The sequence below is a fragment of the Mesorhizobium sp. genome (assembly GCF_004962245.1).
Lineage (GTDB): Bacteria > Pseudomonadota > Alphaproteobacteria > Rhizobiales > Rhizobiaceae > Mesorhizobium.
In genome coordinates this window covers 240,403-267,021 of the sequence record NZ_SUHQ01000005.1, presented here as the reverse complement: position 1 = coordinate 267,021, position 26,619 = coordinate 240,403, and the positions used below count along the sequence as shown (strand labels likewise).

Here is a 26,619-nt window from a genome sequence, read left to right as displayed (position 1 = left end):
GTCGCAGAGGGTGCGCCGTAGGCGAAGCTGCCAATCTCCCCCGCAAGGGGGGAGATTGGCAGCTTCGCCTACGGCGCACCCTCTGCGACGTTGTAGATTTGCGAAAGCGACGGTGACATCCAATCTCCCCCCTTGTGGGGGAGATGTCCGGCAGGACAGAGGGGGGCGTGAAGGAACTCAATCTCTCAATCCGTGTTGCGATATTGCACCCTACCATTTGCGGCAATTGATGCACAGGCGCTGATCGTTATCTATTCTCCGCACAACGGTTGCGTTTTCGCTCGCGTTGCCATCGGTCGCGCAAAGGCGGACAATGCCCCATCACAAATGCAGGGAGAGAAACCATGATCGAATATGGTCATTTCATCGGCGGCAAGCGCGTTGCTGGAACCAGCGGCCGCAAGCAGGATGTCATGCAGCCGATGGACGGCACGGTGCGCGGCACGGTGGCGTTGGCCTCGCAGGCGGAATTGCGCGCGGCGGTGGAAAACGCCAAGGCGGCACAGCCCGGCTGGGCGGAGACCAATCCGCAGCGGCGCGTGCGCGTCCTGATGAAGTTCCTCGAGCTGGTCGCCAGAGACTACGACGCGCTGGCCGACATTCTGGCGCGTGAACACGGCAAGACCATCGCCGACGCCAAGGGCGACATCCAGCGCGGCCTGGAAGTGGTCGAGGTCTGCATCGGCGCGCCGCATATGATGAAGGGCGAGTTCACCGACGGCGCCGGCCCCGGCATCGACGTCTATTCGATGCGCCAGCCGCTCGGCGTCGTCGCCGGCATCACGCCGTTCAATTTCCCGGCGATGATCCCGCTGTGGAAGATCGCGCCGGCCATCGCCTGTGGCAACGCCTTCATCCTGAAGCCTTCTGAACGTGATCCGGGCGTGCCGATGCGCATCGCCGAGCTATTCATCGAGGCCGGCCTGCCGGCGGGCATCCTCAACGTCGTCAACGGCGACAAGGACGTGGTCGACGCCATCCTCGACGATCCTGATATCAAGGCCATCGGCTTCGTCGGCTCGACGCCGATCGCCCAGTATATCTACTCGCGCGGCTGCGCGGCCGGCAAGCGCGTGCAGTGCTTCGGCGGCGCCAAGAACCACATGATCATCATGCCCGATGCCGACATGGACCAGACCGTCGACGCGCTGATCGGCGCCGGCTACGGCTCGGCCGGCGAGCGCTGTATGGCGATTTCGGTGGCTGTCCCGGTCGGCAACGATACGGCCAACCGGCTGATGGAAAAGCTGGTGCCGCGTGTCGAAAGCCTGAAGGTCGGCCCGTCGACCGATTCGTCCGCCGATTTCGGCCCGCTGGTCACGGCGCAGGCACTGGAGCGGGTCAAGGGCTATGTCGACACCGGCGTTAAGGAAGGCGCCAAGCTGGTCGTCGATGGACGCGGCTTTTCCATGCAGGGCTACGAGAACGGCTACTATATGGGCGGCTGCCTGTTCGACAACGTGACCGCCGACATGCGCATCTACAAGGAAGAGATCTTTGGACCGGTGCTCTCGGTGGTGCGCGCACCGACTTACGAGAACGCGATCAAGCTCGCCAACGACCACGAGATGGGCAACGGCGTCGCCATCTTCACCCGCGACGGTGATGCCGCCCGCGACTTCGCCTCGAGGGTCCAGGTCGGCATGGTCGGCGTCAACGTGCCGATCCCGGTGCCGATCGCCTATTACACCTTCGGCGGCTGGAAAGCGTCTTCCTTCGGCGACCTCAACCAGCACGGACCGGACGCGTTCCGCTTCTACACCAAGACCAAGACGGTGACCTCGCGGTGGCCGTCCGGCATCAAGGACGGCGCCGAATTCGTCATCCCGACGATGAACTAGCCGGACGGTTCCCTTGTTGCGCGTCCTCGCCTTTGGCTGCGGGCGCGCGGGCGGCATCAAGGACGGCGCCGAATTCGTCATCCCGACGATGAACTAGCCGGACGGTTCCCTTGTTTGCGCGTCCTCGCCTCTGGCTGCGGGCGCGCGGGCAGGCAAATCCGGATTGGATATGGAAGAACGAAAGGCCCGGGCCGGATGCGCCGGGCCTTTTTCATATCGGGTCGCGGCCAGTATCTGCCTGAACGCTAATGTGATGGAACCAGGCGGGCAGCAGAAATCTTAAATTGCAATCCTGCAGCGAAGGAGGGGCGCGGCAGACCAACCAACGGCGCTGGCGAAGGCTTCGGGGACATTGTCTGGCGCAAGGAGGTGTCAGATGACACGTCTAGTGGCAACGATACTTTGCGCAGCGGCCGCGGCGTTTTCCGCCGCCCCGGCAACGGCGGCCGAACAATGCGCGGCACGAGCCGACATGATCAAGGCGCTCGGCGACAAGTTCAAGGAAAATCCGACCGCGCTCGGCGTCGTCAATCCGAATGTGATTGTTGAAGTCTTCGTTTCCGACCAGGGCACCTGGACCATTCTCGCCAGCGACACACGAGGTCAAAGCTGCGTGGTTTCGGTGGGGGAAGGCTGGGAGAGCGCGCTGACGACAGCGGCGCTGCCAGGCACCTGAGCGTGGCCTTTCTGCTGCGGCCGCGGTCTTGACATAGCGGCTCAAACCACGGTTCTCGTCGACGGCCTTGAAACGGATCCACAGGCGCCCGTTACGGGCGCCTGCTTGCGCTTTTTCGCTGCCGATACCATATACGGAACATAGTGGGAACATGTAATCGCTCCCGCTGATGACAGACCGGAACACAGAAAGGAACGACGCGATGGTGATGACGTCGGAACCGGCCTGGATCGTTCCGGCATAATGAGGCGTCTCCTTGCCGGAACGTGATGGCAAAGGAGGTGCCCTATGGCACGCAAATCGCTGTTGGATTGGGTGAAAGCCCTGGTTCTTGCTGGCGCATTGGTGGTGGGTACGAACGCCGTAAGCGCCCAATATCAATACTGCGTTGAACATGGCGATCTCGTCGCCCACCTGAGCGAGAAGTTCCAGGAAAGACAGTTTGCTTTCGGGCTGATCGGTCATATGGCGATCATGGAAGTCTTTGTCGCCGAGACCGGAACCTGGACGATCATCGTCACCGATATCGCTGGCAGAAGCTGCATCGTCGCGGCCGGCGAACATTGGGAAAACGTGGTGATCCCGACCGACCAGGACGCATGACGGAATTGGTCGATGCTCGGCGCCTGGCAGCCCGCCGGGCGCCTTGTGGTTCTTTGCCCTTTCTTTCGCTGTTAGACCGTCGGTATGGTGCCGCCATCGATGACGTATTCGGCGCCGTGGACTGCGGACGCACGATCCGAAACAAGGAAGGCGACCAGTTCAGCGACCTCTTGCGGCCATGCCGGCCGGCCGATCGGAATACCGCCTAGGGCAGCCATGATGCCTTGGCGGGCGGTCGCCTCATCCGAGCCGGAATGCTTCGCCAACCTTGCCACCATGGCCTCCGACGCCGTCGTATGGATCCAGCCTGGCGCCACCGTGTTCACCCGGATGCCTTTCGGGCCAAGTTCCTTGGAAAGCGCCTTGCTGTAGGTCGAAAGCGCTGCCTTCGCCGCCGCATAGGCGATCGTGGACTCGTGGAGCGGCAGACGGCGCTGTATCGAAGATATGTGCACGATCGTGCCGGAGCCGCGCTCGATCATCTTGGGAATCAGCAGGCGATCGAGCCGCACCGCCGCCAGCAGATTGAGGCTGAGCTCGTCCTGCCAGATCTCATCGGTCAGTGCAGCAAAGCCTCCGCCCGGGCTCTTCGACCCACCGACGCTGTGGACAATTATGTCGACGCCGCCGAGACGGTCCACGACACTTGTCGCGACTTCTTCGGCACCCGCCAGAGTGCTTACGTCGGCCTGCACGAAGAGTCTCCGTGGTAATGTCTCGGGCGCCTCCGAACGGGCTGTCGTGAGCACCAGCGCGCCCGCCGCCGAAAGTCTGTCAACGATGGCCTCGCCAGTTCCCTTGGTGCCGCCTGTGACGAGAGCGCGCTTGCCGGAAAATTCCTGCCCAGTGACCGGAAATTTCTGCGGAGTGGTCACGAGCCGATCTCCAGCCGTGCAATCCGCTCGCCGTTCAGAGTGAAGCTGTAGTGGAGCGTCGCCGGGCTGCCCGGGAAATTCCCGGAGACTATGCCGGCGATCCGCCACGCATCTCCGTTGACGGTCGCGCCGGCGACCTCGACCGTCACCCGGTACTTATTCGTCGTTGTTTCCATCCAGGTGCGGATGGCGGCGGAACCACGATGGTTTTCGCCTTCGTCCCTGACCGTGGCGTCCCGCGAGAAGGGAACGAGCATTGCCTCGATGTCATGCCTGTTCTTGGCGGCAAAATACGCCGTCAGCGGCTGAGGAAGCTTCACGGTCATGTTTCATTCTCCTGTTCGCAGTTCCGGCCCCGCGAGGCCCGCGGCCCTTGTCCGGTCTCTAAAATGCGATATGCTGAAGAAATGACAAGAACCGACGAAAAAGTTAGGTACTTACCCGAAAGTAAGCTTTGGCCTGAAAGTAAGGTCGAGGCATTGACGCCGTCATCCGCGGCGAGCGGCGTGGAGAATGTGCTCCGCATCCTCGAAGGCCGCTGGAAGCTGGTGATCCTGTTTCACCTCTTCGGTGGCAAGGTGCTGCGCTTTTCCGATCTCGAACGAGCGATCCCGGCGATCTCGCAGAAGATGCTGATCCAGCAGCTCAGGCAGATGGAGGCCGACGGAATCGTCCGCCGCATCGTGCATCATCAGGTGCCGCCGAAAGTCGAGTACTGTCTGACCGACTGGGGCCAGGCGCTCTGCCCGGCTCTCGACGCCTTGTTGAAATGGGCGGAACTCAAAGAGCCGGCCGAAGGCTGATGCCGATCTCCTATCGCGTGGCAGCCGCCTCGGCATGGGCGCGCAGCAGCGCCATCAGGCGCTTGGCATCCTTGGCGGCGGCGTCTTCGTCGCCGGCGAGGATCGAGCGGATCAGCGCGACGTGATGCTCGGCCGATTCGGCAAGCCCGGTATCGGCCTTGTAGCGGAACCAGAATCGGCGGCTGTGGGTCTGCAGGGGAGCCGCCAGCCGCGCGGCGAAGGGGTTGTCGGCAGCCAGCGCCAGCGCCTCGTCGAGCGCCTTGTCGGCCTGAATGAAGGCCAGCACATTGCCCGATATCACTGCCTTCTGCATGGCCAGTGCCGCATCGTGGAACAGGTCGGCGGCCTCACGGGTGACGAAGCGGGCGGCCGAGCGGGCAAGAACCACCTCGACGCCACGCCGCGCATCGAGAACGCGCAGCCAGTCGCCGGGATGGAGCGGGGCAATGGCGATGCCGGCGCGGGGCCGGACATCGAGCAGTCCCTCCCACGCCAGCCGCTGGATCGCCTCGCGCACCGGCGTACGGCCGAGCCCAAGCCTGTCGATCAACGCGCTTTCCGTGACGAAGCTCGCGGGCGCCAGCTCGAGCGTCACGATCATGTGTTCGAGCGTGCGGTAGGCTTTCGCCGCGACCGGTTCGAATGCGGGACTTGTTTCGTTGAATATCAAAGGCGGGCTCCTGATATATTTTTGATATATCATAGTGAAATCCGTGTTGACAGTCCGTTTCTTAATAAATATACGACTGATATATCAGATGGAGCAATGACCATGTGGACCGGAGTTTTTCCCGCCGTCACGACCAAATTCACCGAGGACGACCGCCTCGACCATGGTGAGATGGAGCGCTGCTTTGCGTTGCAGATGGAGGCCGGCTGCGATGGCATTATCGTCTGCGGCTCGCTCGGCGAGGGGCCGATGCTGTCGCATGACGAGAAAATCGAGGTGCTGAAGACCGCGCAGAAAGTTGCCGCCGGCAAGCCGGTTCTGCTGACGGTCAACGAAGCCGGCACGCGCGAGGCGGCTGCGATCGCGCGCCGTGCCGCCAAGGAGGGCGCCAACGGGTTGATGGTGGTGCCGAGCCCGATCTACCACACCAATGCGGAGGAGACGGTCGCTGCGCTGCGTGCCGTCGCCGAGGCCGGCGACCTGCCGGTGATGATCTATTCCAACCGGCTCGCCTATCGCGTCGACGTCACCGTCGACCAGATGGAGGAACTGGCGAAGGACAGGCGTTTTGTCGCCATCAAGGAATCCTCCGACGACATCCGCCGCTCGACCGAGATCATCAACCGCTTCGGCGACCGCTACGATTTGTTCACCGGCGTCGACAATCTGGCGTTCGAGGCGCTATCGGTCGGCGCCATCGGCTGGGTGGCCGGACTGGTCACCGCATTCCCGCGCGAGACGGTCGCCATCTACCAATTGATGAAGCAGGGCCGCCGCGAGGAGGCACTGAAAATCTACCGCTGGTTCCGGCCGCTGCTCGACCTCGACGTCTCGACCTATCTGGTTCAGAACATCAAGCTCGCGGAAGTCTTGGCGATCGACACCAACGACCGTGTGCGCATGCCGCGCCAGCCGCTGTCGGGCGAGCGCCGCAAGACGGTCGAAAAGATCGTCAGGGACGCGCTGGCGGTGCGGCCGGTGCTGCCGACGTTTTGAGGCAGGCTCTCTTCTTCCCGTTCACGGGGAGAAGATGGCGGCAGCCAGATGAGGGGCAGCGCCCACGTGCAAGGAATTTCCAAGTCGGCAAAAGCGGGGCGCCGCCCCTCATCCGCCCTTCGGGCACCTTCTCCCCGTGAGCGGGGAGAAGGTGAAGACATCGCCATTGTCGGCGGCGGCGTCATCGGCATCTGTGTCGCCGCCTATCTGGCCGAGGCGGGGCGAAACGTCACGATCTTCGATCGGACGGGGATCTGCGAGGAAACGAGTTCCGGCAATGCGGCCGCCCTGGCCTTTTCCGATGTGCTGCCGCTGGCCCACAAGGGCATGATCAGGCATCTGCCGAAATGGCTTGCCGACCCGCTCGGCCCGCTCAGCATCCCGCCCGCCTATCTGCCGAAGCTGCTGCCCTGGCTCGTCCGCTTCTGGCGCGCCGGCCGAAGCGACCGCTACGAGGCCAGCCTTGTGGCGCAGGCCGGGATGATGCGGCTTGCCGAAGCCGAATGGGCCGGGCTGATGGCGCGTTCGGGCACCGAAAACATGTTGCGCGAGGATGGCTCGCTCGAACTTTACGAGAGCGAGACCGAGTTCAAGGCGTCGCTGCCCGGCTGGGCGGCGAGGCAACGGTTCGGCATCGGCTTCGGCCATGTCGAGGGCGATGCTCTCGCCACTTTGCAGCCGGGCCTGTCGCCGCTTTTCGTCAAGGGCACCTTCGTACCCGGCTGGAAGACCGTCACCGATCCGAAATCATTGGGCAAGGCGATCTGGGCCTATGCCGAGAGCAAGGGTGCGCGTTTTGAAAGAGCGCGGATCGACCGTGTCGAGGCGGGGCAGGATGGCGCGACGCTGATGCTGGCCGACGGCACGGTGCGGCAGGCAAAACGCCTCGTCATCGCCGCCGGCGCGTGGTCGCATCTCCTGGCGAAACATCTCGGCGACCGCATCCCGCTCGAAACCGAGCGCGGCTACAACACGACCCTGCCGAAGACCGCCTTCGACGTGAAGCGGCAACTGATCTTCTCCGGCCATGGCTTCGTCATCACCCCGCTCGAAACCGGCGTGCGCGTCGGCGGCGCGGTCGAGCTCGGCGGCATCGAGCGGCCGCCTAACTACGCCCGCTCGAAAGCGCTGCTCGACAAGGCGCAAAGATTCCTGCCGGGGCTTGATCCGGCCGGCGGCCGCGAATGGATGGGGTTCCGGCCGTCGCTGCCTGATTCGCTGCCGGTGATCGGTGGCGCCAGGCCGGCCGGCACCATAGCCTATGCCTTCGGCCACGGCCATCTCGGCCTGACCCAGGCGGCCGCCACCGGACGCTTGATCCGCGATCTCATTCTCGGCCAAAATCCAGTGTTTGATCTTTCTCCGTTTTCTCCGAACCGCTTCTGACGGGATCTCTAGAAATGGCGCGCCACTCCTTCTTCTGCATCGACGGTCACACCTGCGGCAATCCGGTGCGGCTCGTCGCCGGCGGCGGACCGCAGCTCCAGGGGGCGACGATGATGGAGCGGCGCGCACATTTCCTGGCCGAATATGACTGGATCCGCACCGGGCTGATGTTCGAGCCGCGCGGCCATGACGTGATGTCCGGCTCGATCCTCTATCCGCCGACGAGGCCCGATTGCGACATCGCCATTCTGTTCATCGAAACCTCGGGCTGCCTGCCGATGTGCGGCCACGGCACCATCGGCACGGTGACGATGGCCATCGAGCATGGGCTGATCAAGCCGAAGACGCCGGGTTTGCTCAGGCTGGACACGCCGGCCGGCCTGGTCACCGCCGAGTACAAGCAGGTCGGTGAACATGTCGAGGAGGTGCGCATCACCAACGTGCCGTCCTTCCTCCATGCCGAGGGTCTGACGGTCGAATGCCCGCAGCTCGGCGAGATCAGCGTCGATGTCGCCTATGGCGGCAATTTCTACGCCATCGTCGAGCCGCAGAAGAACTATCGCGACATGGCCGACCATTCCGCCGGAGATCTGATCGCCTGGAGCCCGGTGGTGCGGCAGCGGCTCAACGAGAAGTACTCCTTCGTGCATCCCGAGAATCCCGGCATCGACCGGCTGTCGCATATGCTGTGGACGGGTGCGCCGACCGACAGCCAAGCGGATGCCCGCAACGCCGTCTTCTACGGCGACAAGGCGATCGACCGCTCGCCTTGCGGCACCGGCACCTCGGCGCGGATGGCGCAGCTTCACGCCAAGGGCAAGCTCAAGGCCGGCGACGATTTCGTCCATGAATCCATCATCGGCTCGCTGTTCAAGGGCAGGGTCGAGAAGGAAGTCACGGTGGCGGGCAAGCCGGCGATCATTCCCTCGATCGGCGGCTGGGCGCGCATGACCGGATTGAACACGATCTTCATCGACGACCGGGATCCATTCGCACACGGATTCGTCGTCAAATAGAGAGGATACTGACCCAAGGGAAACGAACGGCGCGTAAAGGTCGATGCCTTGGCGGCGCAACGATCCCGCTCATCAACTTATTTTGACGGCGATTCCTTCGAAACAGGGTGCATGTTGCGGACGAATCGTCAAAGACATTGCGTTATGCCAATGATAGGGTCCGCGATAGTCCAGAGGCCGGAAGGGAAAGAACAGGCAATCCGATGGCGTGTTTCAAAATCACGCATGACGATTGAAAAATCACGTTGCAATCCGGGCTCGAAACTTTACGACTAGGGGAAATACGAAAAGGAATGCGTCTGCATGGGCGACATTCCAGGGGAGCCACGACAGCATGCAGTATTTTGTCCAGCAGCTTATCAACGGGCTGACGCTGGGATCGATCTATGGGCTGATAGCGATCGGCTACACGATGGTCTACGGCATCATCGGCATGATCAATTTCGCCCATGGCGACATCTTCATGATCGGCGCCTTCACCGCCCTCATCGTCTTCCTCATCCTCGGTGCGTTGTTCTATTCGGTGCCGGTGGTGATCGCGCTCCTGGTCATGATGATCGTCGCGATGCTGTTGACCAGCCTGTATAACTGGACGATCGAGAAGGTGGCCTACCGGCCCTTGCGTGGTTCGTTCCGGCTGGCGCCGCTGATCACCGCGATCGGCATGTCGATCGCGCTGTCCAACTTCGTCCAGGTGACGCAAGGTCCGCGCAACAAGCCGATTCCGCCGATGGTGTCGAAGGTCTACAATATCGAGGGTATCAGCGTATCGCTGAAGCAGATCATCATCGTCGTCGTCACCGCGCTGCTGCTGGCGCTGTTCTGGTACCTGGTCAACAGGACGTCGCTTGGACGAGCGCAAAGAGCCTGCGAGCAGGACCGCAAGATGGCGGCATTGCTCGGCATCGACGTCGACCGTACCATCTCGATCACTTTCGTCATGGGCGCGGCCCTGGCCGCCGTCGCCGGCACGCTGTTCCTGATGTATTACGGCGTCATCGCCTTCTCCGACGGTTTCACACCCGGCGTGAAGGCATTCACGGCGGCGGTGCTCGGCGGCATCGGCTCGCTGCCCGGCGCCGTGCTCGGCGGGCTGATGATCGGCTTCATCGAGAGCATGTGGTCGGCCTATTTCTCGATCGACTACAAGGACGTCGCCGCCTTCTCCATCCTGGCGATCGTGCTGATCTTCCTGCCTTCCGGCATTCTGGGCCGGCCAGAAGTCGAAAAGGTCTGAGGTCATGGCCGTCACCGCATCTCCGGAGCGCGACATCGTCGCCACCCCAGTGCAACGCGCCACGCGCGAGGCGCTTTATGCCGGCGCCATCGTGCTCGGCCTGTTCGTGCTGTTCATCGGGCTGAAGACCGATCAGAACATCTCGAACGAGCTGATCCTTGTGCAGCGCTGGTGGCTTCTCTTTGCCGTGGTTGTGCTGACCATGGTCGGACGCTTTGTCTATATCGCCCATGGCCAGCCCTTCCTGGCCAAACAGAAGATCGCCGACATCGCCACCGGCCTGTTGCCGGACACCGTGGCGACGCGGTTCTTCCGGTTGCCGTATTTCATCGCGGCCATCGCCATAGTGGCCGTGCTGGCTCTTCTAGCCGGCTCCCTTGATGCCTTGCTGGGGCCGGGCCTTGCCGGTTATGCGCGGTTCGCGCGAGCGCTGGCGATCATCTACGCCCTCGCCTCGGTGCTGTTTTATTTCCGCAGCTTCATCCATGCGCACTTCTCGGCATTGGGCATCGCCGCACTGGCGACCTATCCTGTCATCGTCGTGCTGGTGCTTGCGCTGTACAGCGGATCGATGGCGGGCGGCTTCCAGGGCTCGCTGAAATGGATCGACAATTTCGGCATCCAGATCCTGATCTATGTGATGCTGGCGTGGGGGCTGAATATCGTCGTTGGCCTCGCCGGTCTGCTCGACCTCGGCTATGTCGCGTTCTACGCCGTCGGCGCCTATGCCTATGCACTGCTCGGCACGCAATACGGCCTGTCGTTTTGGATCCTGCTGCCGGCCGCCGGCGCCATGGCCGCGTTCTGGGGCGTGATGCTCGGCTTTCCGGTGCTGCGCCTGCGCGGCGACTATCTGGCGATCGTGACGCTGGCCTTCGGCGAGATCATAAGGCTGGTGATCATCAACTGGCGCGAGGTGACCAACGGATCGGCCGGCATTTCCGGTATCCCGAAAGTCTCTTTCTTCGGGCTGATGTCGTTCAACGTCTCGGACCCGAACTATATTGCCAAGGTGCTCGACATCGCCCAGTCGGGCGCCTACTATAAGATATTCCTCTACTACCTGATCCTCGGGCTCTGCCTGCTCACCGCCTTCGTCACCATAAGGCTCAGGCGCATGCCCGTCGGCCGCGCCTGGGAAGCGCTGCGTGAGGACGAGATCGCCTGCCGCTCGCTGGGCATCAACACCACCACCACCAAGCTCACCGCCTTTGCCACCGGCGCCATGTTCGGTGGCTTCGCCGGCTCGTTCTTCGCCGCGCGGCAAGGCTTCGTCAGTCCCGAATCCTTCATCTTCCTGGAATCAGCGATCATCCTCGCCATCGTCGTGCTTGGCGGCATGGGCTCGCTGGTCGGCATTGCTGTCGCCGCCATGGTGATGATCGGCGGTACCGAGGCGCTGCGCGAACTCGATTTCCTGAAGCAGGTCTTCGGTCCAGATTTCACTCCGGAACTCTACCGCATGCTGCTGTTCGGCATGGCCATGGTCATTGTCATGGTTTGGAAGCCGCGCGGCTTCGTCGGCAGTCGTGAACCGACAGCCTTTCTCAAGGAGCGCAGGGCCGTATCCGGCTCCTTCACCAAGGAGGGCCACGGCTGATGAGTGATGCGAGCCCATCCATGAACGAGGCCATCCTGCAGGTCGAGCATCTGTCGATGAAGTTCGGCGGTCTCGTTGCCATCGGCGACTTGTCCTTCCAGGCCAGGCGCGGCGAGATCACCGCCCTGATCGGACCGAACGGCGCCGGCAAGACCACCGTGTTCAACTGCATCACCGGTTTCTACAAACCGTCGGAAGGCATGCTCACGCTCAATCGGCGCGACGGCTCGAGCTATCTGCTCGAACGCTTGCCGAATCATGAGATTCCGGCGCGTGCCAAGGTGGCGCGAACCTTCCAGAACATTCGTCTGTTCTCGGGCATGACGCTGCTGGAGAACCTGCTGGTGGCGCAGCACAACAAGCTGATGAAGGCGTCCGGCTACACCGTCCTCGGCCTGTTCGGCTTCAGCGGCTACCGGACAGCGTCGGCCGAGTCGATCGACTTGGCCAGGCACTGGCTGGAGAAGGCCAACCTCGTCGATCGAGCCGACGATCCGGCTGGCGACCTGCCCTACGGCGCGCAACGGCGCCTGGAGATCGCGCGGGCCATGTGCACGGGTCCGGAACTGCTCTGCCTCGACGAACCGGCCGCCGGCCTCAATCCGAAGGAATCAATGGCGCTCAACGAGCTCCTGATGGACATCAAGGACAATACCGGCACCTCGATCCTGTTGATCGAGCACGACATGGCAGTGGTCATGCAGATTTCCGACCATGTCGTGGTGCTCGAATACGGGCGCAAGATCTCGGACGGCAGTCCGCAGGCGGTACGCACCGACCCGCGTGTCATCGCCGCCTATCTTGGGGTCGAAGACGAGGAGGTCGAGACGGTGCTGACCGAGGTCGGCGACGAAGACGTCATCGAGCAACTGGATACGGGCCCGGATTCGGCGCACGGCCCGGGCACGTCATCGTCGTATCTCGCCGGACCGGTGACCGACACGGTCGGCCATAGCGAGGGCGAACGCGTCACGGTGTCGAGGGGTGCCTCGAAGGCCGGGCAGGTCGATGCAAGGTCGAGTGCCGCAGCTAAGCCCGCATCGCCGACCAAAGCCAAACCGAAGGCGAAACCTGCTGGCGCGAAATCTTCCGCGGCAAAGCCGACCACCAAGGCTGCGACGAAGTCGAAGACACCGGGCGTCACCAACCGGCGCGGAGGGCGTAAATAATGGCCGGAACAACGCTGCTCGATATCAAGGGCGTTCAGACCTACTACGGTAATATCAGGGCGCTGAACGGCGTCGATGTCACCGTCAAGCAGGGCGAGATCGTGGCGTTGATCGGCGCCAATGGCGCTGGCAAGTCGACGCTGATGATGACCATTTTTGGTGCTCCGCGGGCGCGGGCGGGCACAATTACCTTCGCCGGCACTGACATCACCCAGTTGCCAACCCATGAGATCGCGCGCATGCGCATCGCCCAGTCGCCGGAGGGCCGGCGCATCTTCCCGCGCATGACGGTGATGGAAAACCTGCAGATGGGCGCCAGCCTCGACAACCTCAAGCATTACGACGAGGACGTCGAGAAGGTGTTCACGCTGTTTCCGCGCCTGAAGGAACGCATTGCCCAGCGTGGCGGCACGCTGTCGGGCGGCGAGCAGCAGATGCTGTCGATCGGACGGGCGCTGATGGCGCGGCCGAAACTGCTCCTGCTCGACGAGCCGTCGCTGGGCTTGGCGCCGCTGATCGTCAAGCAGATCTTCGACGCCATCCGCGAACTGAACCGCACGCAGGGGCTGACCGTGTTCCTGGTCGAGCAGAACGCCTTCGGCGCGCTGAAGCTCGCCACGCGCGGCTATGTCATGGTCAACGGCAATGTGACGATGAGCGGCACCGGCAAGGAGCTGCTCGCCGATCCGGAAGTGCGCGCCGCCTATCTTGAAGGCGGTCATCACTGAGTTCAGGAGTCTTCATCATGCAGGGCATTCTCTACGAGGAACCCTCGGTCTGGCAGTTCTTCTTCGTCACCTGCCTGCTTGGCGGCTGGGCGGCATGGATGACGGGCAAGGCCTGCGCCCAGACATGGCGCAGTTTCCTCCAGCTGTTCGCCTATATGCTCGGCCTTGGCATCGCCGTAAGGTTCATCCATCACGCGCTGTTCGGCGGCACGATGTTCTCGCTGCAGTACTACATCGTCGACACGATAGTCCTGATGATATTGGGCTTCATCGGCTATCAATACACGCGCACCAACCAGATGGTGACACAGTATAACTGGCTCTACGAAAGAGCATCGCTTTTGAGCTGGAAACCAAAAGGTTGATGTTCACCATTAACGCCGTTTCAAGGATGAATTGGCGTGACAAGTGCCTGAAAATCGGCAAAGTACGCTTTCTGCGAGTAAAAGTGGGCATCGCATGAAAGCATCATCCACGCCCACTCTGTAAATGGGAGCGTTTTACATGAGAAAGTCACTTTTGTCCGCCGTCGCCCTGACCGCGCTTGTCGCGTTCAGCGGCAGCGCGTGGGCTGACATCCTGGTCGGCGTTGCCGGTCCGATCACCGGTCCGAACGCCGCCTTCGGCGCGCAGTTGCAGAAGGGCGCCGAGGCGGCCGTCGCCGACATCAATGCGGCCGGCGGCATCAACGGCGAGCAGATCAAGCTCACGGTCGGCGACGACGTCTCCGATCCGAAGCAGGGCATTTCGGTCGCCAACAAGTTCGTCGGCGACGGCGTCAAGTTCGTGGTCGGCCACTTCAACTCGGGCGTTTCGATCCCGGCGTCGGAAGTCTACGCGGAAAACGGTATCCTCGAGATCACGCCGGCCGCGACCAACCCGCAGTTCACCGAGCGCGGCCTGTGGAACACGTTCCGTACCTGCGGACGCGACGACCAGCAGGGCAGCATCGCCGGCGCCTATCTCGCGTCGAACTTCAAGGATGCCAAGATCGCGGTGATCCACGACAAGACGACCTACGGTCAGGGTCTTGCCGACGAGACCAAGAAGGCGATGAACGCTGCCGGCGTGACGGAAGTCATGTACGAAGGCGTCAATGTCGGCGACAAGGACTTCTCGGCGCTGATCGCCAAGATGAAGGAAGCCGGCGTTTCCATCATCTATTGGGGCGGTCTGCACACTGAAGCCGGTCTGATCATCCGCCAGGTGGCTGACCAGGGCCTCAAGGCTACGCTGGTTTCCGGCGACGGCATCGTGTCGAACGAATTGGCTTCGATCGCGGGTGACGCGGTTGCTGGCACGCTGAACACGTTCGGCCCGGATCCGCGGCTGATCCCGGCGAACAAGGAACTCGTCGAGAAGTTCCGTGCGCAGGGCTTCGAGCCGGAGGCCTACACGCTCTACTCCTACGCCGCCATGCAAGCCATCGCGGCAGCAGCGACGGCCGCCAAGTCGAACGATCCGCAGGAAGTTGCCAAGGCTCTCAAGGCCAACGGCCCGTTCAAGACCGTGCTGGGCGATCTTTCCTATGACGAGAAGGGCGATCCGACGCTGCCCGGCTACGTCATGTATGAATGGAAGAAGGGCGACGACGGCAAGTACACCTACGTTCAGAAGATGTAAGCCTGTCGACGACGACAATTCCGGAATGCCCGGCGCCTTGCGCCGGGCATTTTTCATTTGACGACAAAGAATCGATTTAAATCGGTTTAAGCTCTGCCCGATTTTGTTTGCGCTGCAGCATTTTCGCGTTAATCATGGCGCCAGTTCCCTTCCCATCAGCGTCCGGAGCCTTGTCCTTGGCAATCACGAAGATCCTTGTCGCCAACCGGTCCGAAATCGCCATCCGCGTCTTCCGCGCGGCTAACGAACTCGGCCTCAAAACCGTTGCGATTTGGGCCGAGGAGGACAAATACTCGCTGCACCGCTTCAAGGCCGACGAAAGCTACCAGGTCGGGCGCGGGCCGCACCTGACCAGGGATATGGGGCCGATCGAAAGCTATCTGTCGATCGAGGAAGTGATCCGCGTCGCCAGGCTTTCGGGCGCCGATGCCATCCATCCGGGCTACGGGCTGTTGTCGGAAAGCCCTGAATTCGCCGAAGCCTGCGCCCAGGCCGGCATCATTTTCATCGGACCCAAGCCGGATACGATGCGCAGGCTCGGCAACAAGGTCGCCGCGCGTAACCTGGCGATCGAGGTTGGCGTGCCGGTAGTTCCCGCCACCGAGCCGTTGCCGGACGACATGGAGGCGGTGAAGGCACTCGCCAAGACGATCGGCTATCCGGTGATGCTGAAGGCATCGTGGGGCGGCGGCGGCCGCGGCATGCGCGCCATCCGCTCGGAAGCCGATCTCGCCCGCGAGGTGACGGAGGGCAAGCGCGAGGCGAAGGCCGCCTTCGGCAAGGACGAGGTCTATCTCGAAAAGCTGATCGAGCGCGCCCGCCATGTCGAGGTGCAGGTGCTGGGCGACACGCACGGCAATGCCGTGCACCTGTTCGAGCGCGACTGCTCCATCCAGCGCCGCAACCAGAAGGTGGTGGAGCGCGCGCCGGCGCCATATCTCGAAATGTCGCTGCGCGAGGAACTCTGCGGTTATGCGCTGAAGATCGCCCGCAGGACGAGCTATATCGGCGCCGGCACGGTCGAGTTCCTGCAGGATGCCGACACCGGCAAATTCTACTTCATCGAGGTCAACCCGCGCATCCAGGTCGAGCACACCGTCACCGAGCAGGTGACCGGCATCGACATCGTCAAGGCGCAGATCCACATCCTCGATGGTTTCGCCATCGGCACGCCGGAATCGGGCGTGCCGGCGCAGAAGGACATCCGGCTAAACGGCCACGCGTTGCAGTGCCGCATCACCACCGAGGATCCGGAGCAGAATTTCATCCCGGATTACGGTCGCATCACCGCCTACCGCGGCGCGACCGGTTTCGGCATCCGCCTCGACGGCGGCACCGCCTATTCGGGCGCGGTCATCACCCGCTTCTACGACCCGCTGCTGGAGAAGATCACCGCCTGGGCGCCGACGCCGCACGAGGCGATCCAGCGCATGAACCGGGCGCTGCGCGAGTTCCGCATCCGCGGCGTGGCGACCAACCTCACCTTCCTCGAGGCGATCATCAATCACCCGAGCTTCGCCGACAATTCCTACACGACCAAGTTCATCGACACGACGCCGGAACTGTTTGCGAGCGTGAAGCGGCAGGACCGGGCGACCAAGCTGCTCAACTATTTGGCCGATGTCAGTGTCAACGGCCATCCCGAGACGCGCGGCCGGCCGCAGCCGAAGGCCGATGCGGCGGCACCCATGGTGCCCTATCTCAACGGCAATATGCCCAATGGCAGCAAGCAGAAGCTCGACGCGCTGGGGCCGGAGAAATTCGCCGCCTGGATGCGCGCGCAGAGGGAGGTGTTGGTCACCGACACGACGATGCGCGACGGGCATCAATCCCTGCTCGCGACGCGCGTACGCACATACGACATCGCCGGCATTGCCGGCACCTATGCGCGTGCGCTGCCGCAGCTTTTGTCGCTCGAATGCTGGGGCGGCGCGACCTTCGACGTCGCCATGCGCTTCCTCACCGAAGATCCATGGGAGCGGCTGGCGCTGGTACGCGAGGCGGCGCCCAATTTGTTGCTGCAAATGCTTTTGCGCGGCGCCAACGGCGTCGGCTACACCAACTATCCCGACAATGTCGTCCAGCACTTCGTCAAACAGGCAGCAAGCGGCGGCATCGACCTGTTCCGCGTCTTCGACTGTCTGAACTGGGTCGACAATATGCGCGTCGCCATGGACGCGGTCGGCGCCGAGGGCAAGCTGATCGAAGCGGCGATCTGCTACACTGGCGACATACTTGACCCGGCCCGAGCCAAATACGATCTCAAATACTATGTCGCGCTGGCCAAGGAGTTGCAGGCGGCCGGCGCCCATATCATCGCGGTCAAGGACATGGCTGGCCTCCTGAAACCCGCGGCGGCACGAGTGCTGTTCAAGGCTCTGCGCGAGGCGACCGATCTGCCGATCCACTTCCATACGCACGACACGTCAGGCCTGTCGGCGGCGACGGTGCTGGCGGCGGTGGACAGCGGCGTCGACGCCATCGACGCGGCGATGGACTCCTTGTCGGGCAACACCTCGCAGCCTTGCCTGGGCTCGATCGTCGAGGCGCTGAAGGGCACCGAACGGGATCCGGGCCTCGACCCGCAATGGATCAGGAACATCTCGTTCTACTGGGAGGCGGTGCGCAACCAGTATGCCGCCTTCGAGAGCGACCTGAAGGGGCCGGCCTCGGAAGTCTATCTGCACGAAATGCCGGGTGGGCAGTTCACCAACCTCAAGGAACAGGCGCGCTCGCTCGGGCTGGAGACGCGCTGGCATGAAGTGGCGCAGACCTATCACGACGTCAATCTGATGTTCGGTGACATCGTCAAGGTAACGCCGTCGTCCAAAGTTGTCGGCGATATGGCCTTGATGATGGTGAGTCAGGACCTGACCGTTGCCGATGTCGAAAACCCGGCCAAGGATATCGCCTTCCCGGACTCGGTCGTGTCGATGCTGCGCGGCGATCTCGGCCAGTCGCCCGGTGGTTGGCCGGAGGCACTGCAGAAGAAGGTGCTTAAGGGCGACAGGCCAATCACGGACCGGCCCGGTTCTCTGCTGAAAGCGGCCAATCTCAAGGCCAGCCGCAAGGAGATCGAAGACAAGCTGGAGCGCAAGCTCAGCGAATTCGAATTTGCCTCGTGGTTGATGTACCCGAAGGTGTTTTCCGACTTTACCGCAGCGCAGGAGACCTACGGGCCGGTCAGCGTGCTGCCGACGCCGACCTATTTCTACGGCATGAAGCCGGAAGACGAGATCTTTGTCGACATCGAGAAGGGCAAGACACTGGTGGTGCGGTGCCTAGCCATCGGCGATGTCGACGAGAAGGGCATGGTCACCGTGTTCTTCGAGCTCAACGGCCAGCCGCGCCGGGTCAAGGTGCCGGACCGCGCGCACGGCGCTTCCGCCGCCAAGGCGCGGCGCAAGGCCGAGCCGGGCAACGACGCGCATGTCGGCGCACCGATGCCGGGCGTGGTCTCGGCGCTTGCCGTCGTCGCCGGCCAGGCGGTCAAGGCCGGCGACGTGCTGCTGTCGATCGAGGCGATGAAGATGGAGACGGCGTTGCATGCCGAGCGCGACGGTACAATCGCCGAAGTGCTGGTCAAGACCGGCGACCAGATCGACGCCAAGGATCTGCTGATCGCATTCGGGTGAGACAGGACTATCGCCCGGGCAGAGTTGTCTGGGTCTGGCGGCAGCCCTTCATGCCGCATCGATAACAGCTTGACCCGCCGCCCCTGGTCGGGCATCGAACCGCTGCAAATTCGCCGCGACAGATCGCCTGAGTCGCGGCGCGAAAACGACGCGGAGAAAAAAATGGCCGACGACATCACCGAGACCAGCCAGACCGTTGCCGCCGGCCAGCTGCGAGCCTTCATCGAGCGCATCGAGCGGCTCGAGGAAGAGAAGAAGACGATCGCCGACGACATCAAGGAGGTGTTCGCCGAGGCCAAGGGCACCGGCTTCGACACCAAGGCGATGCGGTCGATCATCCGGCTGCGCAAGAAGGACCAGGCCGAACGGCAGGAGGAGGAAAGCATCCTCGACCTCTACAAGGCTGCTCTCGGCATGGTGTAGGGGTAACCGCCCTCGGCGCTGATCACGGTTGCCGGAGATGGAATCGAACCATGAGCGAGTTCGACTTTGGCGTCCGCCGCGCCTCTGAATTCCGCCAACGCGGCTTCTGGACGCTGTTCGCGGAACGGCATCCGGAAGAAAGGGCTCGGATGGCGCGGCGCGGACCCTGGTTCTGGCAGCGCGGGCTGCCCGACTTCGCATTGGTCCTTTCCATGTATGTTGCGCCGGCGCAGAACCATGTCGGCGTCTTCTTCGGCCGCAACGAGAAGTTCGGTGCCACTGAAGCCTGGTCACGGTTGAAACCGTTCCAGCCGGCAATCGAAGACAGGTTGAAGCTCAGGCCGGAACAGAGTTGCGAGGGCCTCGGCATCAATTCGATGTGGCGGGTGAACTGTTTTGCCGAGGACAATTGGCCTGCTATGGCCGACTGGCTGGTGACGGAAGCACTGCGTTTCGAACGCGCCGTTGCCGAGGTTCTGGGCGAGGGTGGCGAAGCCGGTTTGTGAATCGCGTCGCATCGGCTTGAGGCTAGTTCGGCTTCGGCGCGTCGCGTCCAATCGCGTCGAGATGGTGCTGCAGCGCCAGATGGTCGAGCGCATCCATCGGCAGATTGACGAACAGCGAGATGCGGTTGTTGAGCATGCGATAGGCATCGGCAAAGGCAAGGTGCAGTTCGGCTTCGGTGCCGTCTGCCTTGGACGGGTCGGGTATCGACCAGAGCGCGGTCATCGGATGACCCGGCCAGATCGGACAGGGTTCATTCGCGGTGCTGTCGCAAAGCGTGAAGACGAAGTTCATTTCCGGCGCGTCGGGCTCGGCGAACTCGTCCCAGCCTTTCGAACGGGCGAAGCTCGTATCGTAGCTGAGACTTTCAAGCAGTTGCAGTGCGTAGGGGTTGACCTCGCCCTTCGGCTGCGAACCGGCGGAAAAGGCCTTGAACCTGCCGGCGCCGATCCGACTGAGAATCGCTTCCCCCATGATGGATCGCGCCGAATTGGCATTGCAAAGAAACAGCACGTTGTAGACATTATCGCTCATCTCAAGATCTCCCTGGCAGGCGACTGGATGATGGGGCGGCAGATTCCGGCACGGTGTCTTCGCCGAGATGCCGACAATGGGTCGACGTAGAAAGGTTTCACGACCGTTTGATGACAATCTGTCAGATCATACGCTTGCGTGCCCATGATCGACCAGTGTTGACAGGCTTGCTGCTTTGGACCTCTCTGCGGCTGTCGAACGAGAGAAGGCCGCATCGATGAGTGCGCCAAAAACCTTCGAAGGCGAAGACGGCAAGGCAGGCCGTGCGGTGGGTTTCTTCCGCTCGCGCTGGCGAGGCACGGCCCCGCTCGACCGGCTGTTCTGGCGCGATCTGGTCCTTGTCGGCACGGCTATCAACATCGCGCTGTCTGTGCTGGCGCTCATCCTGCTCGGGCTGAAGCTGCCGCTCGCTCTCGTTCTGGCGGTGCATCTCGCGCCGGTGCCGTACAACTTCTTCCTGACTTTCGCGGTGTGGCGGACCGCCGAGAAATTCCCCAGCGTCAAGGCTTCGCTGATGACGTTGGGGGCTGTGCTGTGGCTGATACTGGTGGTGGTGGTCTGACAGGACTATGCCGCCGGCAAAGGGTGGCCGAAGCCGTCCTTTGCCAACGTCGAATTCCAGTTCAGGCGGCTGGCTCGAATTTCAGCGCGACGCCGTTGATGCAATAGCGCAGGCCGGTCGGCGGCGGGCCGTCCTCGAAGACATGGCCGAGATGGCTGCCGCAGCGGGCACAGTGGCATTCGGTACGAACCATGCCGTAGCTGCGGTCGACGGTCGTTTCGATCGAACCGGGCACCGGGTCGTTGAAGCTCGGCCAGCCGGTACCGCTCTCGAACTTCAGCTTCGATTCGAACAAGGGCTGGTCGCAACCGACGCACGAAAAGGTGCCGGCGCGCTTCTCGTGGAGCAAGGCGCAGCTGCCCGGCCGCTCGGTGCCGTGGTTGCGCATCACCGCATATTGCTCTGGCGTCAGCCGGGCGCGCCATTCGGCATCGGTGCGGGTGACGGGGTAGGTATGGCTATCCATCTTTTTGCCTCTTAGCTCATGTCGCTATTGGGTTGCCTTCCCAAGTTCGCCTAAAATAGGCGTTTGTTACGGCGTTTGCCCGTATTTCCATTCCTGCCGCGAAGAATTCCTCAGGCGATCGCCGCGAGATACCGCGCAACAGACGCTGCAAATGCTGTTTTTGCTTCGCCGATGACGTTCTGGTTCCACCATGCGCCATAGATATGGTCGAACTCGAAAGGCTCCACTGCCGATGCGATACGGAGTACCTTCGCTGCATTGAGCGGAATGTAGTTGGGGTAGCTGTACATGAAGCTGACATGGCGGCGGGTCGGCGTCACCTGCAAGATGTCGCCGGCCAGTATGGCGTCGCCGCCGTCGCGCTTCCAGTGCAGCACCTGGCCGCCGGCAAAGTGGCCGCCGCAACGGATAAGTGTCAGCGAGGGGTTCAGGACGCGCGTCTCGCCCTCCCAACTGATAACAGCCGGATGCGGCCGCATGATCCACTGACGATCGTCGGCGTGCAGATAGATCGGCACGCCGCCAAACGCTTCGCTCCACTCGATCATCGCCGAATAATAGTGGCAGTGCGAGATGGCGATCCCGGCCAGGCCGCCCCGTCGGTTGATTTCGGCCACCGCCTCGTCGCTGACCATCGAGATGCAGTCCCACAGCACATTGCCGTGCGGCGTTTGCGCCAGCAAAGCCCGCTGACCGATGGCAAAGCGCGGCTCGATGCCGAAGGCGAGCACGCCGGCATCGTCTTTCATCACGATCCGATGTCCGGCGGCGAGCTCTTCCGGCGTGATCCAGGCCTGGCCCTCCCAGCGCACATATTGCCGCTCGTCCTCGCAGATCGGGCAATGGTTCGGCGGCGTCGCTGCCGCCGCGAACTGAACGCCACACTGCAGGCAAAGGAAACAGGTCATCGGCCTTCCTGTCTTGCGTGCCGCAGATCCATTCAGTGCTTCCTTGAAAGTTGCCTGGTCGCGGCTTCGAGCCCGGCGAGCGTCAGCGGAAACATGCGGCCGCCAAAGATATCGCGGATCATGGCGATCGAATGGGTGAAACCCCAATGGTTTTCGTTTTCCGGGTTGAGCCATACCGCGTTCGGCCATTGCTGCAGCAGGCGGCCGAGCCAGACGATGCCGGCCTCAGGATTCCAGTGCTCGACCGAACCGCCGGGATGGGCAATCTCATAAGGGCTCATCGAGGCATCGCCGACGACGATCACCTTGTAGTCCGGGCCGTATTTGTGAAGGAGATCGAAGGTCGGAATCACCTCGGCATGGCGGCGGCGGTTATCCTTCCACACGCCCTCGTAGAGGCAGTTGTGGAAGTAGAAATATTCGAGCTGGCGGAATTCGGCGCGGGCCGCCGAAAACAGCTCCTCGACGCTTCTGATGTGGTCGTCCATCGAGCCGCCGACATCGAAGAACATCAGAAGCTTCACGGCATTGCGCCGCTCAGGTCGCGTCTGCACGTCGAGATAGCCATGTTCGGCAGTGGCGTGGATGGTGCCGGGCAGGTCGAACTCCTCCTCGGCGCCTTCGCGCACCCAGCGGCGCAAGCGCTTCAGCGCGATCTTGATGTTGCGGGTGCCGAGCTCGACGGCATCGTCGAAATTCCTGAATTCGCGCTTGTCCCAGACTTTCACCGCGCGGCGGTTGCGGCTTTCATGCTGACCGATGCGCACGCCTTCGGGATTGTAGCCATAGGCGCCGAAGGGCGATGTGCCGCCGGTGCCTATCCATTTCGACCCGCCTTGGTGGCGCCCCTTCTGTTCCTCCAGCCGTTTCTTCAGCGTCTCCATCAGCTTCTCGAAACCGCCCAGCGCTTCGACCAGCTTTTTCTCCTCATCGGTCAGGTGCTTTTCGGCAAGCCGGCGCAGCCACTCCTCCGGAATGTTCTCGACATCGACCGCGTTTTCGCCAGCCAGCGCCTCGACGCCTTTGAAGATATGCGCAAAGACCTGGTCGAAGCGGTCGATGTGACGCTCGTCCTTCACCAGGGCGGCGCGGGCCAGGTAGTAAAAGCCCTCGACATCGTAGTCGACCAGCCCCGCCTCCAGTCCTTCCAGCAGCGACAGATATTCCCGGAGCGAGACCGGAACCCGCGCCGCCTTCAGTTCGAGGAAGAAGGGGATGAACATCGTCCGACTTTTATCTGTGCCCTTCGATCTTCTCACGAGCGGCGCTGGCGATGAAGGCAGAACGCGTGAGGCCGCGTCGGCTTGCTTCGGCATCGATTGCCGCCAAGAGACCTGCGTCGAGCGACAGATTGGCTCGGACAGGCCGCCCGGAATCAATCAGCACGGGGATCATCACGGCAGATTCGCCGGCAGCGCTATCGATTTCGCCCAGTCGGAGCAGATCTGTCACCGTGCGCGAGCCGGGCAAGGGCAAGTGCTTCGCCATTCGTGCCTCGGCCCATTCGCGAACGGCGGACGTCGCATCGGCTATCGCCTCCTCGGGGCTTGCGCCACCGCCGTGACATCCGGGAAGATCGGGCACCCGCACCCCCCAGACATCATCTGCGCCGTCAAGAATTCCCACATAGTGCGTCATGCGATTCGTCCTTAAATCCATCCGGCAAGCCGGGCGATCGACCGCGCGACACCCAGAGATTGTTCGCGATGCCGCGGCACGATGATCATGATCTCCGGCCTCTCCGGATGCTCATACTTCTCATGCTTGCCGCCGCCTACTTTCACCCAGCCCTCGCGCAAAAGCCTCGTGACGACCTTGCGTGTATTGGTCTCGATCAGCGGCACCAGCACTCCTGATGGTGCGCAATATATTGCGCAAATGTGTTTATTTCAATTGTCGGCGTTTCGTCACATCAAATCATACTCGATGAAGCCGGTTCGCCGCGCCACGTGGTCGTAGAGCTTGCGCGCGGTGGTGTTGGTTTCGTGCGTCATCCAGTAGACGTTCTTGACGCCGATCTTGCCGGCTTCCTGCTTCACCGCCTCGATCAGCGCGGCGCCGACTCCCTTGCCGCGCACGTCCGGGTCGGCGAACAGGTCCTGCAGATAGCAGTTGTTCACCTGCGACCAGCAGGAGCGATGGTAGAGATAGTGCGTAAGGCCAACCGCCCTGCCGTCGAGGGTCGCGATGAAGCCTTTCGGCTCGAACTCGCCCGCCATGAACAGCCGCTTCCAGGTGACGGCGTAGACGTCCTCCGGCAGCTTGGTTTCGTAGAAGGTGAGGTAATCGGTCCACAGACGCTGCCAGTCAGCATGGTCGGATTGCGCAAGTGGGCGGACAGTGATCTCGGTCATTTCATTTCCTCCGAAGCTTCGGGCGCAAGCTGCCTCGGTGCTTGGGTGGCGGCAACGGTCCAGCAAGGGGAAAGCGCTGTCCGATCCCGTTCGCTCGCTGCCCGGGCCGCTTCTCACCCCTGCCTTCTCGCCATGAAGGCCAGGCGCTCGAACAGATGCACGTCCTGTTCGTTCTTCAGCAGCGCGCCATGCAGCTTGGGCAGTGCGTTCTTCGGGTCGGCGCGCAAATCCTCGGGCGCGATGTCGTCGGCAACCAGCAACCGGATCCAATCCAGTGCCTCGGAGGTCGACGGCTTCTTCTTCAGGCCCGGCACGTCGCGGATCTCGTAGAACTGGGTGAGTGCGGCACGCACCAGGTTCTGCTTGATGCCGGGGTAATGCACGTCGACGATCCTGTGCAGGGTCTCGGCGTCGGGAAAACGGATGTAGTGGAAGAAGCAGCGGCGCAGGAAGGCGTCCGGCAGCTCCTTCTCGTTGTTGGAGGTGATGATGACGATCGGCCGCACAGCGGCGCGGACCGTCTCGCCGGTCTCGTAGACGAAGAACTCCATCCTATCGAGTTCCTGCAACAGATCGTTGGGGAATTCGATATCGGCCTTGTCGATCTCGTCGATCAGAAGCACCACCTTCTTGCCGGCGGCGAAGGCGTCCCACAGCTTGCCGCGCTTGATGTAGTTTCTGATGTCGTTGAAGCGCTCGTCGCCGAGCTGGCTGTCGCGCAGCCGCGAGACGGCGTCATACTCGTAGAGGCCCTGCTGCGCCCTCGTCGTCGACTTGACGTGCCATTCGATCAGCTCGAGGCCGAGCGCTGCCGACACTTGTCTCGCCAGCTCGGTCTTGCCGGTGCCGGGCTCGCCCTTGACCAGCAATGGCCGCTCCAGCGCGATCGCCGCATTGACCGCGACCATCAGATCCTTGTCGGCGACGTAGGCCGCCGTGCCTTCGAAACGCATTTTTTCTCCTTGGTTCATCTGGAAAACCCTAAGGAGGCGGCTTGGCCTGCGCAAGGGTGGGGTGACGCACGGGTGGGGTGACGCACGAATAAAGCCGCCGAACATGGCCGTCTCTCTGGCGCTTGGTCGGCCATCGGCCTATATTGGGTGTGACGGTCTGCGCTTCCCGGCAGGAGAACATTTTCCCCGGGGCCTTAATGATCCCTAGGGAGCTGTCCCTGGGAAGACCCGTGGGTTTTCTCATACGGCGCCCACCTACTTTGTAGGTTCCCGGGATCGCTCTCTCCACCGGTTGTGTGGATCGTCACTCGATGCAAAGGGTCCACCCACGCTTTCGGTGGATCATGCGGTGGAAAACGTCGCTCCCAAAGCTCCAATCAGATCTGACCTTTTCTACCCTGGCTAAATGACCTCTCCCAAAGACCTGAAGAAAAATTTGCGACGCGAAGCACTAGGCCGCCGCAACGCGCTCGATCCGTTCTGGCGAGTGGAGGCGGCGCTCGAAATGGCCGAGACGGCGCGGGATGGCATTGCCGTCGATCCGGGCCAGATCGTCTCCGGCTTCTGGCCGATGCGCTCGGAGGTCGACGTCCGGCCGCTGATGTTCGCCTTGCGCGAAAATGGAGCAAGGCTTTGCCTGCCGGCCATTCTCGACAAGACCACCATCGTCTTTCGCGAACTCGTGCGCGGCGCACCGATGGTCGACATGGGGTTCGGCACCGTCGGGCCGCATGAGGAGGCGGAGGTGCTCGATCCCCAGGTGATGCTGGTGCCGCTCGCCGCTTTCGACGCGCGCGGCCACCGCATCGGCTACGGCGCGGGCTACTACGACCGTGCGATCGCGCGGCTGGTCGACAAGGGGCAGCCGCCCCGGCTGATCGGCATTGCTTTCGACTGCCAGGAGGTGACGCTGGTGCCGGACGAGCCGCATGACGTGGTCATCCCGGAAATACTCACCGAGAGCGGGTTGCGCCGGTTCGCGCCAAAATTGTAGATAAATTCCTGGAGGCATGATCTTTTCCGAAAGTCATGCAGCTTTCTTGCTTCGCTGACCTTC

General features: G+C 62.5%; 29 protein-coding genes and 1 other RNA gene. 19 read left to right on the top strand and 11 right to left on the bottom strand.

Features of this window, described 5'->3' with window-relative positions; genetic code table 11:
- Window positions 1-344: 344 nt before the first annotated feature.
- The 3 genes from E5X88_RS08105 (at window position 345) to E5X88_RS08095 (ending at window position 3,120) form a co-directional block, all read left to right on the top strand.
- Window positions 345-1,841, top strand: a complete 1,497-nt coding sequence (locus E5X88_RS08105) for a CoA-acylating methylmalonate-semialdehyde dehydrogenase (RefSeq protein WP_292160070.1) — start codon at window positions 345-347, stop codon at window positions 1,839-1,841.
- 376 nt (window positions 1,842-2,217) lie between these two features.
- Window positions 2,218-2,517, top strand: a complete 300-nt coding sequence (locus E5X88_RS08100) for a hypothetical protein (protein ID WP_292160068.1) — start codon at window positions 2,218-2,220, stop codon at window positions 2,515-2,517.
- A gap of 288 nt (window positions 2,518-2,805) precedes the next feature.
- Window positions 2,806-3,120: a hypothetical protein gene (locus E5X88_RS08095; protein WP_292160066.1), complete on the top strand. Its 315-nt coding sequence runs from the start codon at window positions 2,806-2,808 to the stop codon at window positions 3,118-3,120.
- Window positions 3,121-3,191: 71 nt separating this feature from the next.
- Here the strand turns inward: E5X88_RS08095 and E5X88_RS08090 are convergent, their stop codons facing one another.
- Window positions 3,192-3,995 (bottom strand): SDR family oxidoreductase, encoded by an 804-nt coding sequence (locus tag E5X88_RS08090; protein WP_292160064.1) that lies wholly within the window; start codon window positions 3,993-3,995, stop codon window positions 3,192-3,194.
- A complete protein-coding gene (locus E5X88_RS08085) occupies window positions 3,992-4,321 on the bottom strand; it encodes a nuclear transport factor 2 family protein (protein WP_292160062.1) in 330 nt (109 codons plus the stop codon). Before E5X88_RS08085 ends, E5X88_RS08090 begins: the two co-directional genes overlap by 4 nt.
- Window positions 4,322-4,474: 153 nt before the next feature.
- Here E5X88_RS08085 and E5X88_RS08080 point away from each other — a divergent pair, with 153 nt between their 5' ends.
- Window positions 4,475-4,798 (top strand): winged helix-turn-helix transcriptional regulator, encoded by a 324-nt coding sequence (locus E5X88_RS08080; protein WP_292160060.1) that lies wholly within the window; start codon window positions 4,475-4,477, stop codon window positions 4,796-4,798.
- A 10-nt stretch (window positions 4,799-4,808) separates the two neighbouring features.
- On the opposite strand, the gene E5X88_RS08075 is transcribed toward E5X88_RS08080, so the two are convergent.
- Window positions 4,809-5,501: a GntR family transcriptional regulator gene (locus E5X88_RS08075; protein ID WP_292160058.1), complete on the bottom strand. Its 693-nt coding sequence runs from the start codon at window positions 5,499-5,501 to the stop codon at window positions 4,809-4,811.
- A 69-nt stretch (window positions 5,502-5,570) separates the two neighbouring features.
- On the opposite strand from E5X88_RS08075, the gene E5X88_RS08070 reads away from it, so the two are divergent.
- From E5X88_RS08070 to E5X88_RS08015, 12 genes are all read left to right on the top strand, one after another.
- On the top strand, window positions 5,571-6,464 hold the full coding sequence (locus tag E5X88_RS08070; protein WP_292160056.1) for a dihydrodipicolinate synthase family protein: 894 nt from the start codon (window positions 5,571-5,573) through the stop codon (window positions 6,462-6,464).
- A 48-nt stretch (window positions 6,465-6,512) separates the two neighbouring features.
- Window positions 6,513-7,850: an FAD-binding oxidoreductase gene (locus tag E5X88_RS08065; protein WP_292160054.1), complete on the top strand. Its 1,338-nt coding sequence runs from the start codon at window positions 6,513-6,515 to the stop codon at window positions 7,848-7,850.
- A gap of 14 nt (window positions 7,851-7,864) precedes the next feature.
- Window positions 7,865-8,866 carry a 4-hydroxyproline epimerase gene (locus E5X88_RS08060; protein WP_292160052.1) on the top strand — a complete coding sequence of 334 codons (1,002 nt, stop codon included), beginning with the start codon at window positions 7,865-7,867 and terminating at the stop codon, window positions 8,864-8,866.
- 334 nt (window positions 8,867-9,200) lie between these two features.
- Entirely contained in the window at window positions 9,201-10,103 is a 903-nt protein-coding gene (locus tag E5X88_RS08055; RefSeq protein ID WP_126035574.1) for a branched-chain amino acid ABC transporter permease, read from the top strand.
- 4 nt (window positions 10,104-10,107) lie between these two features.
- Window positions 10,108-11,703 (top strand): high-affinity branched-chain amino acid ABC transporter permease LivM, encoded by a 1,596-nt coding sequence (livM, locus tag E5X88_RS08050; RefSeq protein WP_292160049.1) that lies wholly within the window; start codon window positions 10,108-10,110, stop codon window positions 11,701-11,703.
- The gene (locus tag E5X88_RS08045; protein ID WP_292160047.1) at window positions 11,703-12,872 is read left to right on the top strand and encodes an ATP-binding cassette domain-containing protein; all 1,170 of its coding nucleotides are present in this window, start codon (window positions 11,703-11,705) and stop codon (window positions 12,870-12,872) included. Before livM ends, E5X88_RS08045 begins: the two co-directional genes overlap by 1 nt.
- Entirely contained in the window at window positions 12,872-13,600 is a 729-nt protein-coding gene (locus E5X88_RS08040) for an ABC transporter ATP-binding protein (protein WP_292160045.1), read from the top strand. Before E5X88_RS08045 ends, E5X88_RS08040 begins: the two co-directional genes overlap by 1 nt.
- 17 nt (window positions 13,601-13,617) lie before the next feature.
- Window positions 13,618-13,965, top strand: a complete 348-nt coding sequence (locus E5X88_RS08035; protein WP_126035568.1) for a DUF6867 family protein — start codon at window positions 13,618-13,620, stop codon at window positions 13,963-13,965.
- A 139-nt stretch (window positions 13,966-14,104) separates the two neighbouring features.
- A complete protein-coding gene (locus E5X88_RS08030) occupies window positions 14,105-15,223 on the top strand; it encodes a branched-chain amino acid ABC transporter substrate-binding protein (RefSeq protein ID WP_292160044.1) in 1,119 nt (372 codons plus the stop codon).
- A 176-nt stretch (window positions 15,224-15,399) separates the two neighbouring features.
- Window positions 15,400-18,858 carry a pyruvate carboxylase gene (pyc, locus tag E5X88_RS08025; protein ID WP_292160042.1) on the top strand — a complete coding sequence of 1,153 codons (3,459 nt, stop codon included), beginning with the start codon at window positions 15,400-15,402 and terminating at the stop codon, window positions 18,856-18,858.
- A 162-nt stretch (window positions 18,859-19,020) separates the two neighbouring features.
- Window positions 19,021-19,281 carry a DUF2312 domain-containing protein gene (locus E5X88_RS08020; RefSeq protein WP_023719653.1) on the top strand — a complete coding sequence of 87 codons (261 nt, stop codon included), beginning with the start codon at window positions 19,021-19,023 and terminating at the stop codon, window positions 19,279-19,281.
- 50 nt (window positions 19,282-19,331) lie between these two features.
- Complete coding sequence (locus E5X88_RS08015; protein ID WP_292160040.1) at window positions 19,332-19,787, top strand: hypothetical protein; 456 nt, start codon at window positions 19,332-19,334, stop codon at window positions 19,785-19,787.
- A gap of 22 nt (window positions 19,788-19,809) precedes the next feature.
- Here the strand turns inward: E5X88_RS08015 and E5X88_RS08010 are convergent, their stop codons facing one another.
- A complete protein-coding gene (locus E5X88_RS08010; RefSeq protein WP_292160038.1) occupies window positions 19,810-20,319 on the bottom strand; it encodes an arsenate reductase ArsC in 510 nt (169 codons plus the stop codon).
- A gap of 217 nt (window positions 20,320-20,536) precedes the next feature.
- Here E5X88_RS08010 and E5X88_RS08005 point away from each other — a divergent pair, with 217 nt between their 5' ends.
- Entirely contained in the window at window positions 20,537-20,881 is a 345-nt protein-coding gene (locus E5X88_RS08005; RefSeq protein WP_292160036.1) for a hypothetical protein, read from the top strand.
- Window positions 20,882-20,942: 61 nt separating this feature from the next.
- Here E5X88_RS08005 and msrB read toward each other — a convergent pair whose 3' ends face one another.
- From msrB to E5X88_RS07970, 7 genes are all read right to left on the bottom strand, one after another.
- Window positions 20,943-21,347, bottom strand: coding sequence for a peptide-methionine (R)-S-oxide reductase MsrB (msrB, locus tag E5X88_RS08000; RefSeq protein WP_292160034.1), 405 nt, complete (start codon window positions 21,345-21,347; stop codon window positions 20,943-20,945).
- Between the two features lie 110 nt (window positions 21,348-21,457).
- Window positions 21,458-22,255 carry an MBL fold metallo-hydrolase gene (locus E5X88_RS07995; protein ID WP_292160032.1) on the bottom strand — a complete coding sequence of 266 codons (798 nt, stop codon included), beginning with the start codon at window positions 22,253-22,255 and terminating at the stop codon, window positions 21,458-21,460.
- 32 nt (window positions 22,256-22,287) lie between these two features.
- Window positions 22,288-23,478 (bottom strand): VWA domain-containing protein, encoded by a 1,191-nt coding sequence (locus E5X88_RS07990; protein WP_292160030.1) that lies wholly within the window; start codon window positions 23,476-23,478, stop codon window positions 22,288-22,290.
- A gap of 10 nt (window positions 23,479-23,488) precedes the next feature.
- Complete coding sequence (locus tag E5X88_RS07985; RefSeq protein ID WP_292160028.1) at window positions 23,489-23,893, bottom strand: type II toxin-antitoxin system HicB family antitoxin; 405 nt, start codon at window positions 23,891-23,893, stop codon at window positions 23,489-23,491.
- A gap of 11 nt (window positions 23,894-23,904) precedes the next feature.
- Window positions 23,905-24,099: a type II toxin-antitoxin system HicA family toxin gene (locus tag E5X88_RS07980; RefSeq protein ID WP_292160026.1), complete on the bottom strand. Its 195-nt coding sequence runs from the start codon at window positions 24,097-24,099 to the stop codon at window positions 23,905-23,907.
- A 63-nt stretch (window positions 24,100-24,162) separates the two neighbouring features.
- Window positions 24,163-24,609: a GNAT family N-acetyltransferase gene (locus E5X88_RS07975; protein ID WP_292160024.1), complete on the bottom strand. Its 447-nt coding sequence runs from the start codon at window positions 24,607-24,609 to the stop codon at window positions 24,163-24,165.
- Between the two features lie 113 nt (window positions 24,610-24,722).
- Window positions 24,723-25,562 (bottom strand): MoxR family ATPase, encoded by an 840-nt coding sequence (locus E5X88_RS07970; RefSeq protein ID WP_292160021.1) that lies wholly within the window; start codon window positions 25,560-25,562, stop codon window positions 24,723-24,725.
- A 151-nt stretch (window positions 25,563-25,713) separates the two neighbouring features.
- On the opposite strand from E5X88_RS07970, the gene ssrS reads away from it, so the two are divergent.
- Window positions 25,714-25,869, top strand: a non-coding RNA gene (gene ssrS / locus E5X88_RS07965) — 6S RNA.
- Window positions 25,870-25,968: 99 nt separating this feature from the next.
- Window positions 25,969-26,556: a 5-formyltetrahydrofolate cyclo-ligase gene (locus tag E5X88_RS07960; RefSeq protein WP_292160019.1), complete on the top strand. Its 588-nt coding sequence runs from the start codon at window positions 25,969-25,971 to the stop codon at window positions 26,554-26,556.
- The last annotated feature ends 63 nt before the right edge of the window (window positions 26,557-26,619 follow it).

Bases quoted from the DNA above. Each gene is read 5' to 3' on its own strand.
- E5X88_RS08040 (WP_292160045.1), top strand. From the start codon at position 12,872: ATGGCCGGAACAACGCTGCTCGATATCAAGGGCGTTCAGACCTACTAC.
- E5X88_RS07975 (WP_292160024.1), bottom strand. From the start codon at position 24,609: ATGACCGAGATCACTGTCCGCCCACTTGCGCAATCCGACCATGCTGAC.
- E5X88_RS08105 (WP_292160070.1), top strand. From the start codon at position 345: ATGATCGAATATGGTCATTTCATCGGCGGCAAGCGCGTTGCTGGAACC.
- E5X88_RS08100 (WP_292160068.1), top strand. From the start codon at position 2,218: ATGACACGTCTAGTGGCAACGATACTTTGCGCAGCGGCCGCGGCGTTT.
- E5X88_RS07960 (WP_292160019.1), top strand. From the start codon at position 25,969: ATGACCTCTCCCAAAGACCTGAAGAAAAATTTGCGACGCGAAGCACTA.
- E5X88_RS08095 (WP_292160066.1), top strand. From the start codon at position 2,806: ATGGCACGCAAATCGCTGTTGGATTGGGTGAAAGCCCTGGTTCTTGCT.
- E5X88_RS08030 (WP_292160044.1), top strand. From the start codon at position 14,105: ATGAGAAAGTCACTTTTGTCCGCCGTCGCCCTGACCGCGCTTGTCGCG.
- E5X88_RS08045 (WP_292160047.1), top strand. From the start codon at position 11,703: ATGAGTGATGCGAGCCCATCCATGAACGAGGCCATCCTGCAGGTCGAG.
- E5X88_RS08055 (WP_126035574.1), top strand. From the start codon at position 9,201: ATGCAGTATTTTGTCCAGCAGCTTATCAACGGGCTGACGCTGGGATCG.
- livM (WP_292160049.1), top strand. From the start codon at position 10,108: ATGGCCGTCACCGCATCTCCGGAGCGCGACATCGTCGCCACCCCAGTG.
- E5X88_RS08035 (WP_126035568.1), top strand. From the start codon at position 13,618: ATGCAGGGCATTCTCTACGAGGAACCCTCGGTCTGGCAGTTCTTCTTC.
- msrB (WP_292160034.1), bottom strand. From the start codon at position 21,347: ATGGATAGCCATACCTACCCCGTCACCCGCACCGATGCCGAATGGCGC.
- E5X88_RS08060 (WP_292160052.1), top strand. From the start codon at position 7,865: ATGGCGCGCCACTCCTTCTTCTGCATCGACGGTCACACCTGCGGCAAT.
- E5X88_RS07985 (WP_292160028.1), bottom strand. From the start codon at position 23,893: ATGACGCACTATGTGGGAATTCTTGACGGCGCAGATGATGTCTGGGGG.
- E5X88_RS08075 (WP_292160058.1), bottom strand. From the start codon at position 5,501: ATGATATATCAAAAATATATCAGGAGCCCGCCTTTGATATTCAACGAA.
- E5X88_RS08005 (WP_292160036.1), top strand. From the start codon at position 20,537: ATGAGTGCGCCAAAAACCTTCGAAGGCGAAGACGGCAAGGCAGGCCGT.
- E5X88_RS07970 (WP_292160021.1), bottom strand. From the start codon at position 25,562: ATGCGTTTCGAAGGCACGGCGGCCTACGTCGCCGACAAGGATCTGATG.
- E5X88_RS08020 (WP_023719653.1), top strand. From the start codon at position 19,021: ATGGCCGACGACATCACCGAGACCAGCCAGACCGTTGCCGCCGGCCAG.
- E5X88_RS08065 (WP_292160054.1), top strand. From the start codon at position 6,513: ATGAGGGGCAGCGCCCACGTGCAAGGAATTTCCAAGTCGGCAAAAGCG.
- E5X88_RS08015 (WP_292160040.1), top strand. From the start codon at position 19,332: ATGAGCGAGTTCGACTTTGGCGTCCGCCGCGCCTCTGAATTCCGCCAA.
- E5X88_RS08010 (WP_292160038.1), bottom strand. From the start codon at position 20,319: ATGAGCGATAATGTCTACAACGTGCTGTTTCTTTGCAATGCCAATTCG.
- E5X88_RS08085 (WP_292160062.1), bottom strand. From the start codon at position 4,321: ATGACCGTGAAGCTTCCTCAGCCGCTGACGGCGTATTTTGCCGCCAAG.
- E5X88_RS07990 (WP_292160030.1), bottom strand. From the start codon at position 23,478: ATGTTCATCCCCTTCTTCCTCGAACTGAAGGCGGCGCGGGTTCCGGTC.
- E5X88_RS08070 (WP_292160056.1), top strand. From the start codon at position 5,571: ATGTGGACCGGAGTTTTTCCCGCCGTCACGACCAAATTCACCGAGGAC.
- E5X88_RS07995 (WP_292160032.1), bottom strand. From the start codon at position 22,255: ATGACCTGTTTCCTTTGCCTGCAGTGTGGCGTTCAGTTCGCGGCGGCA.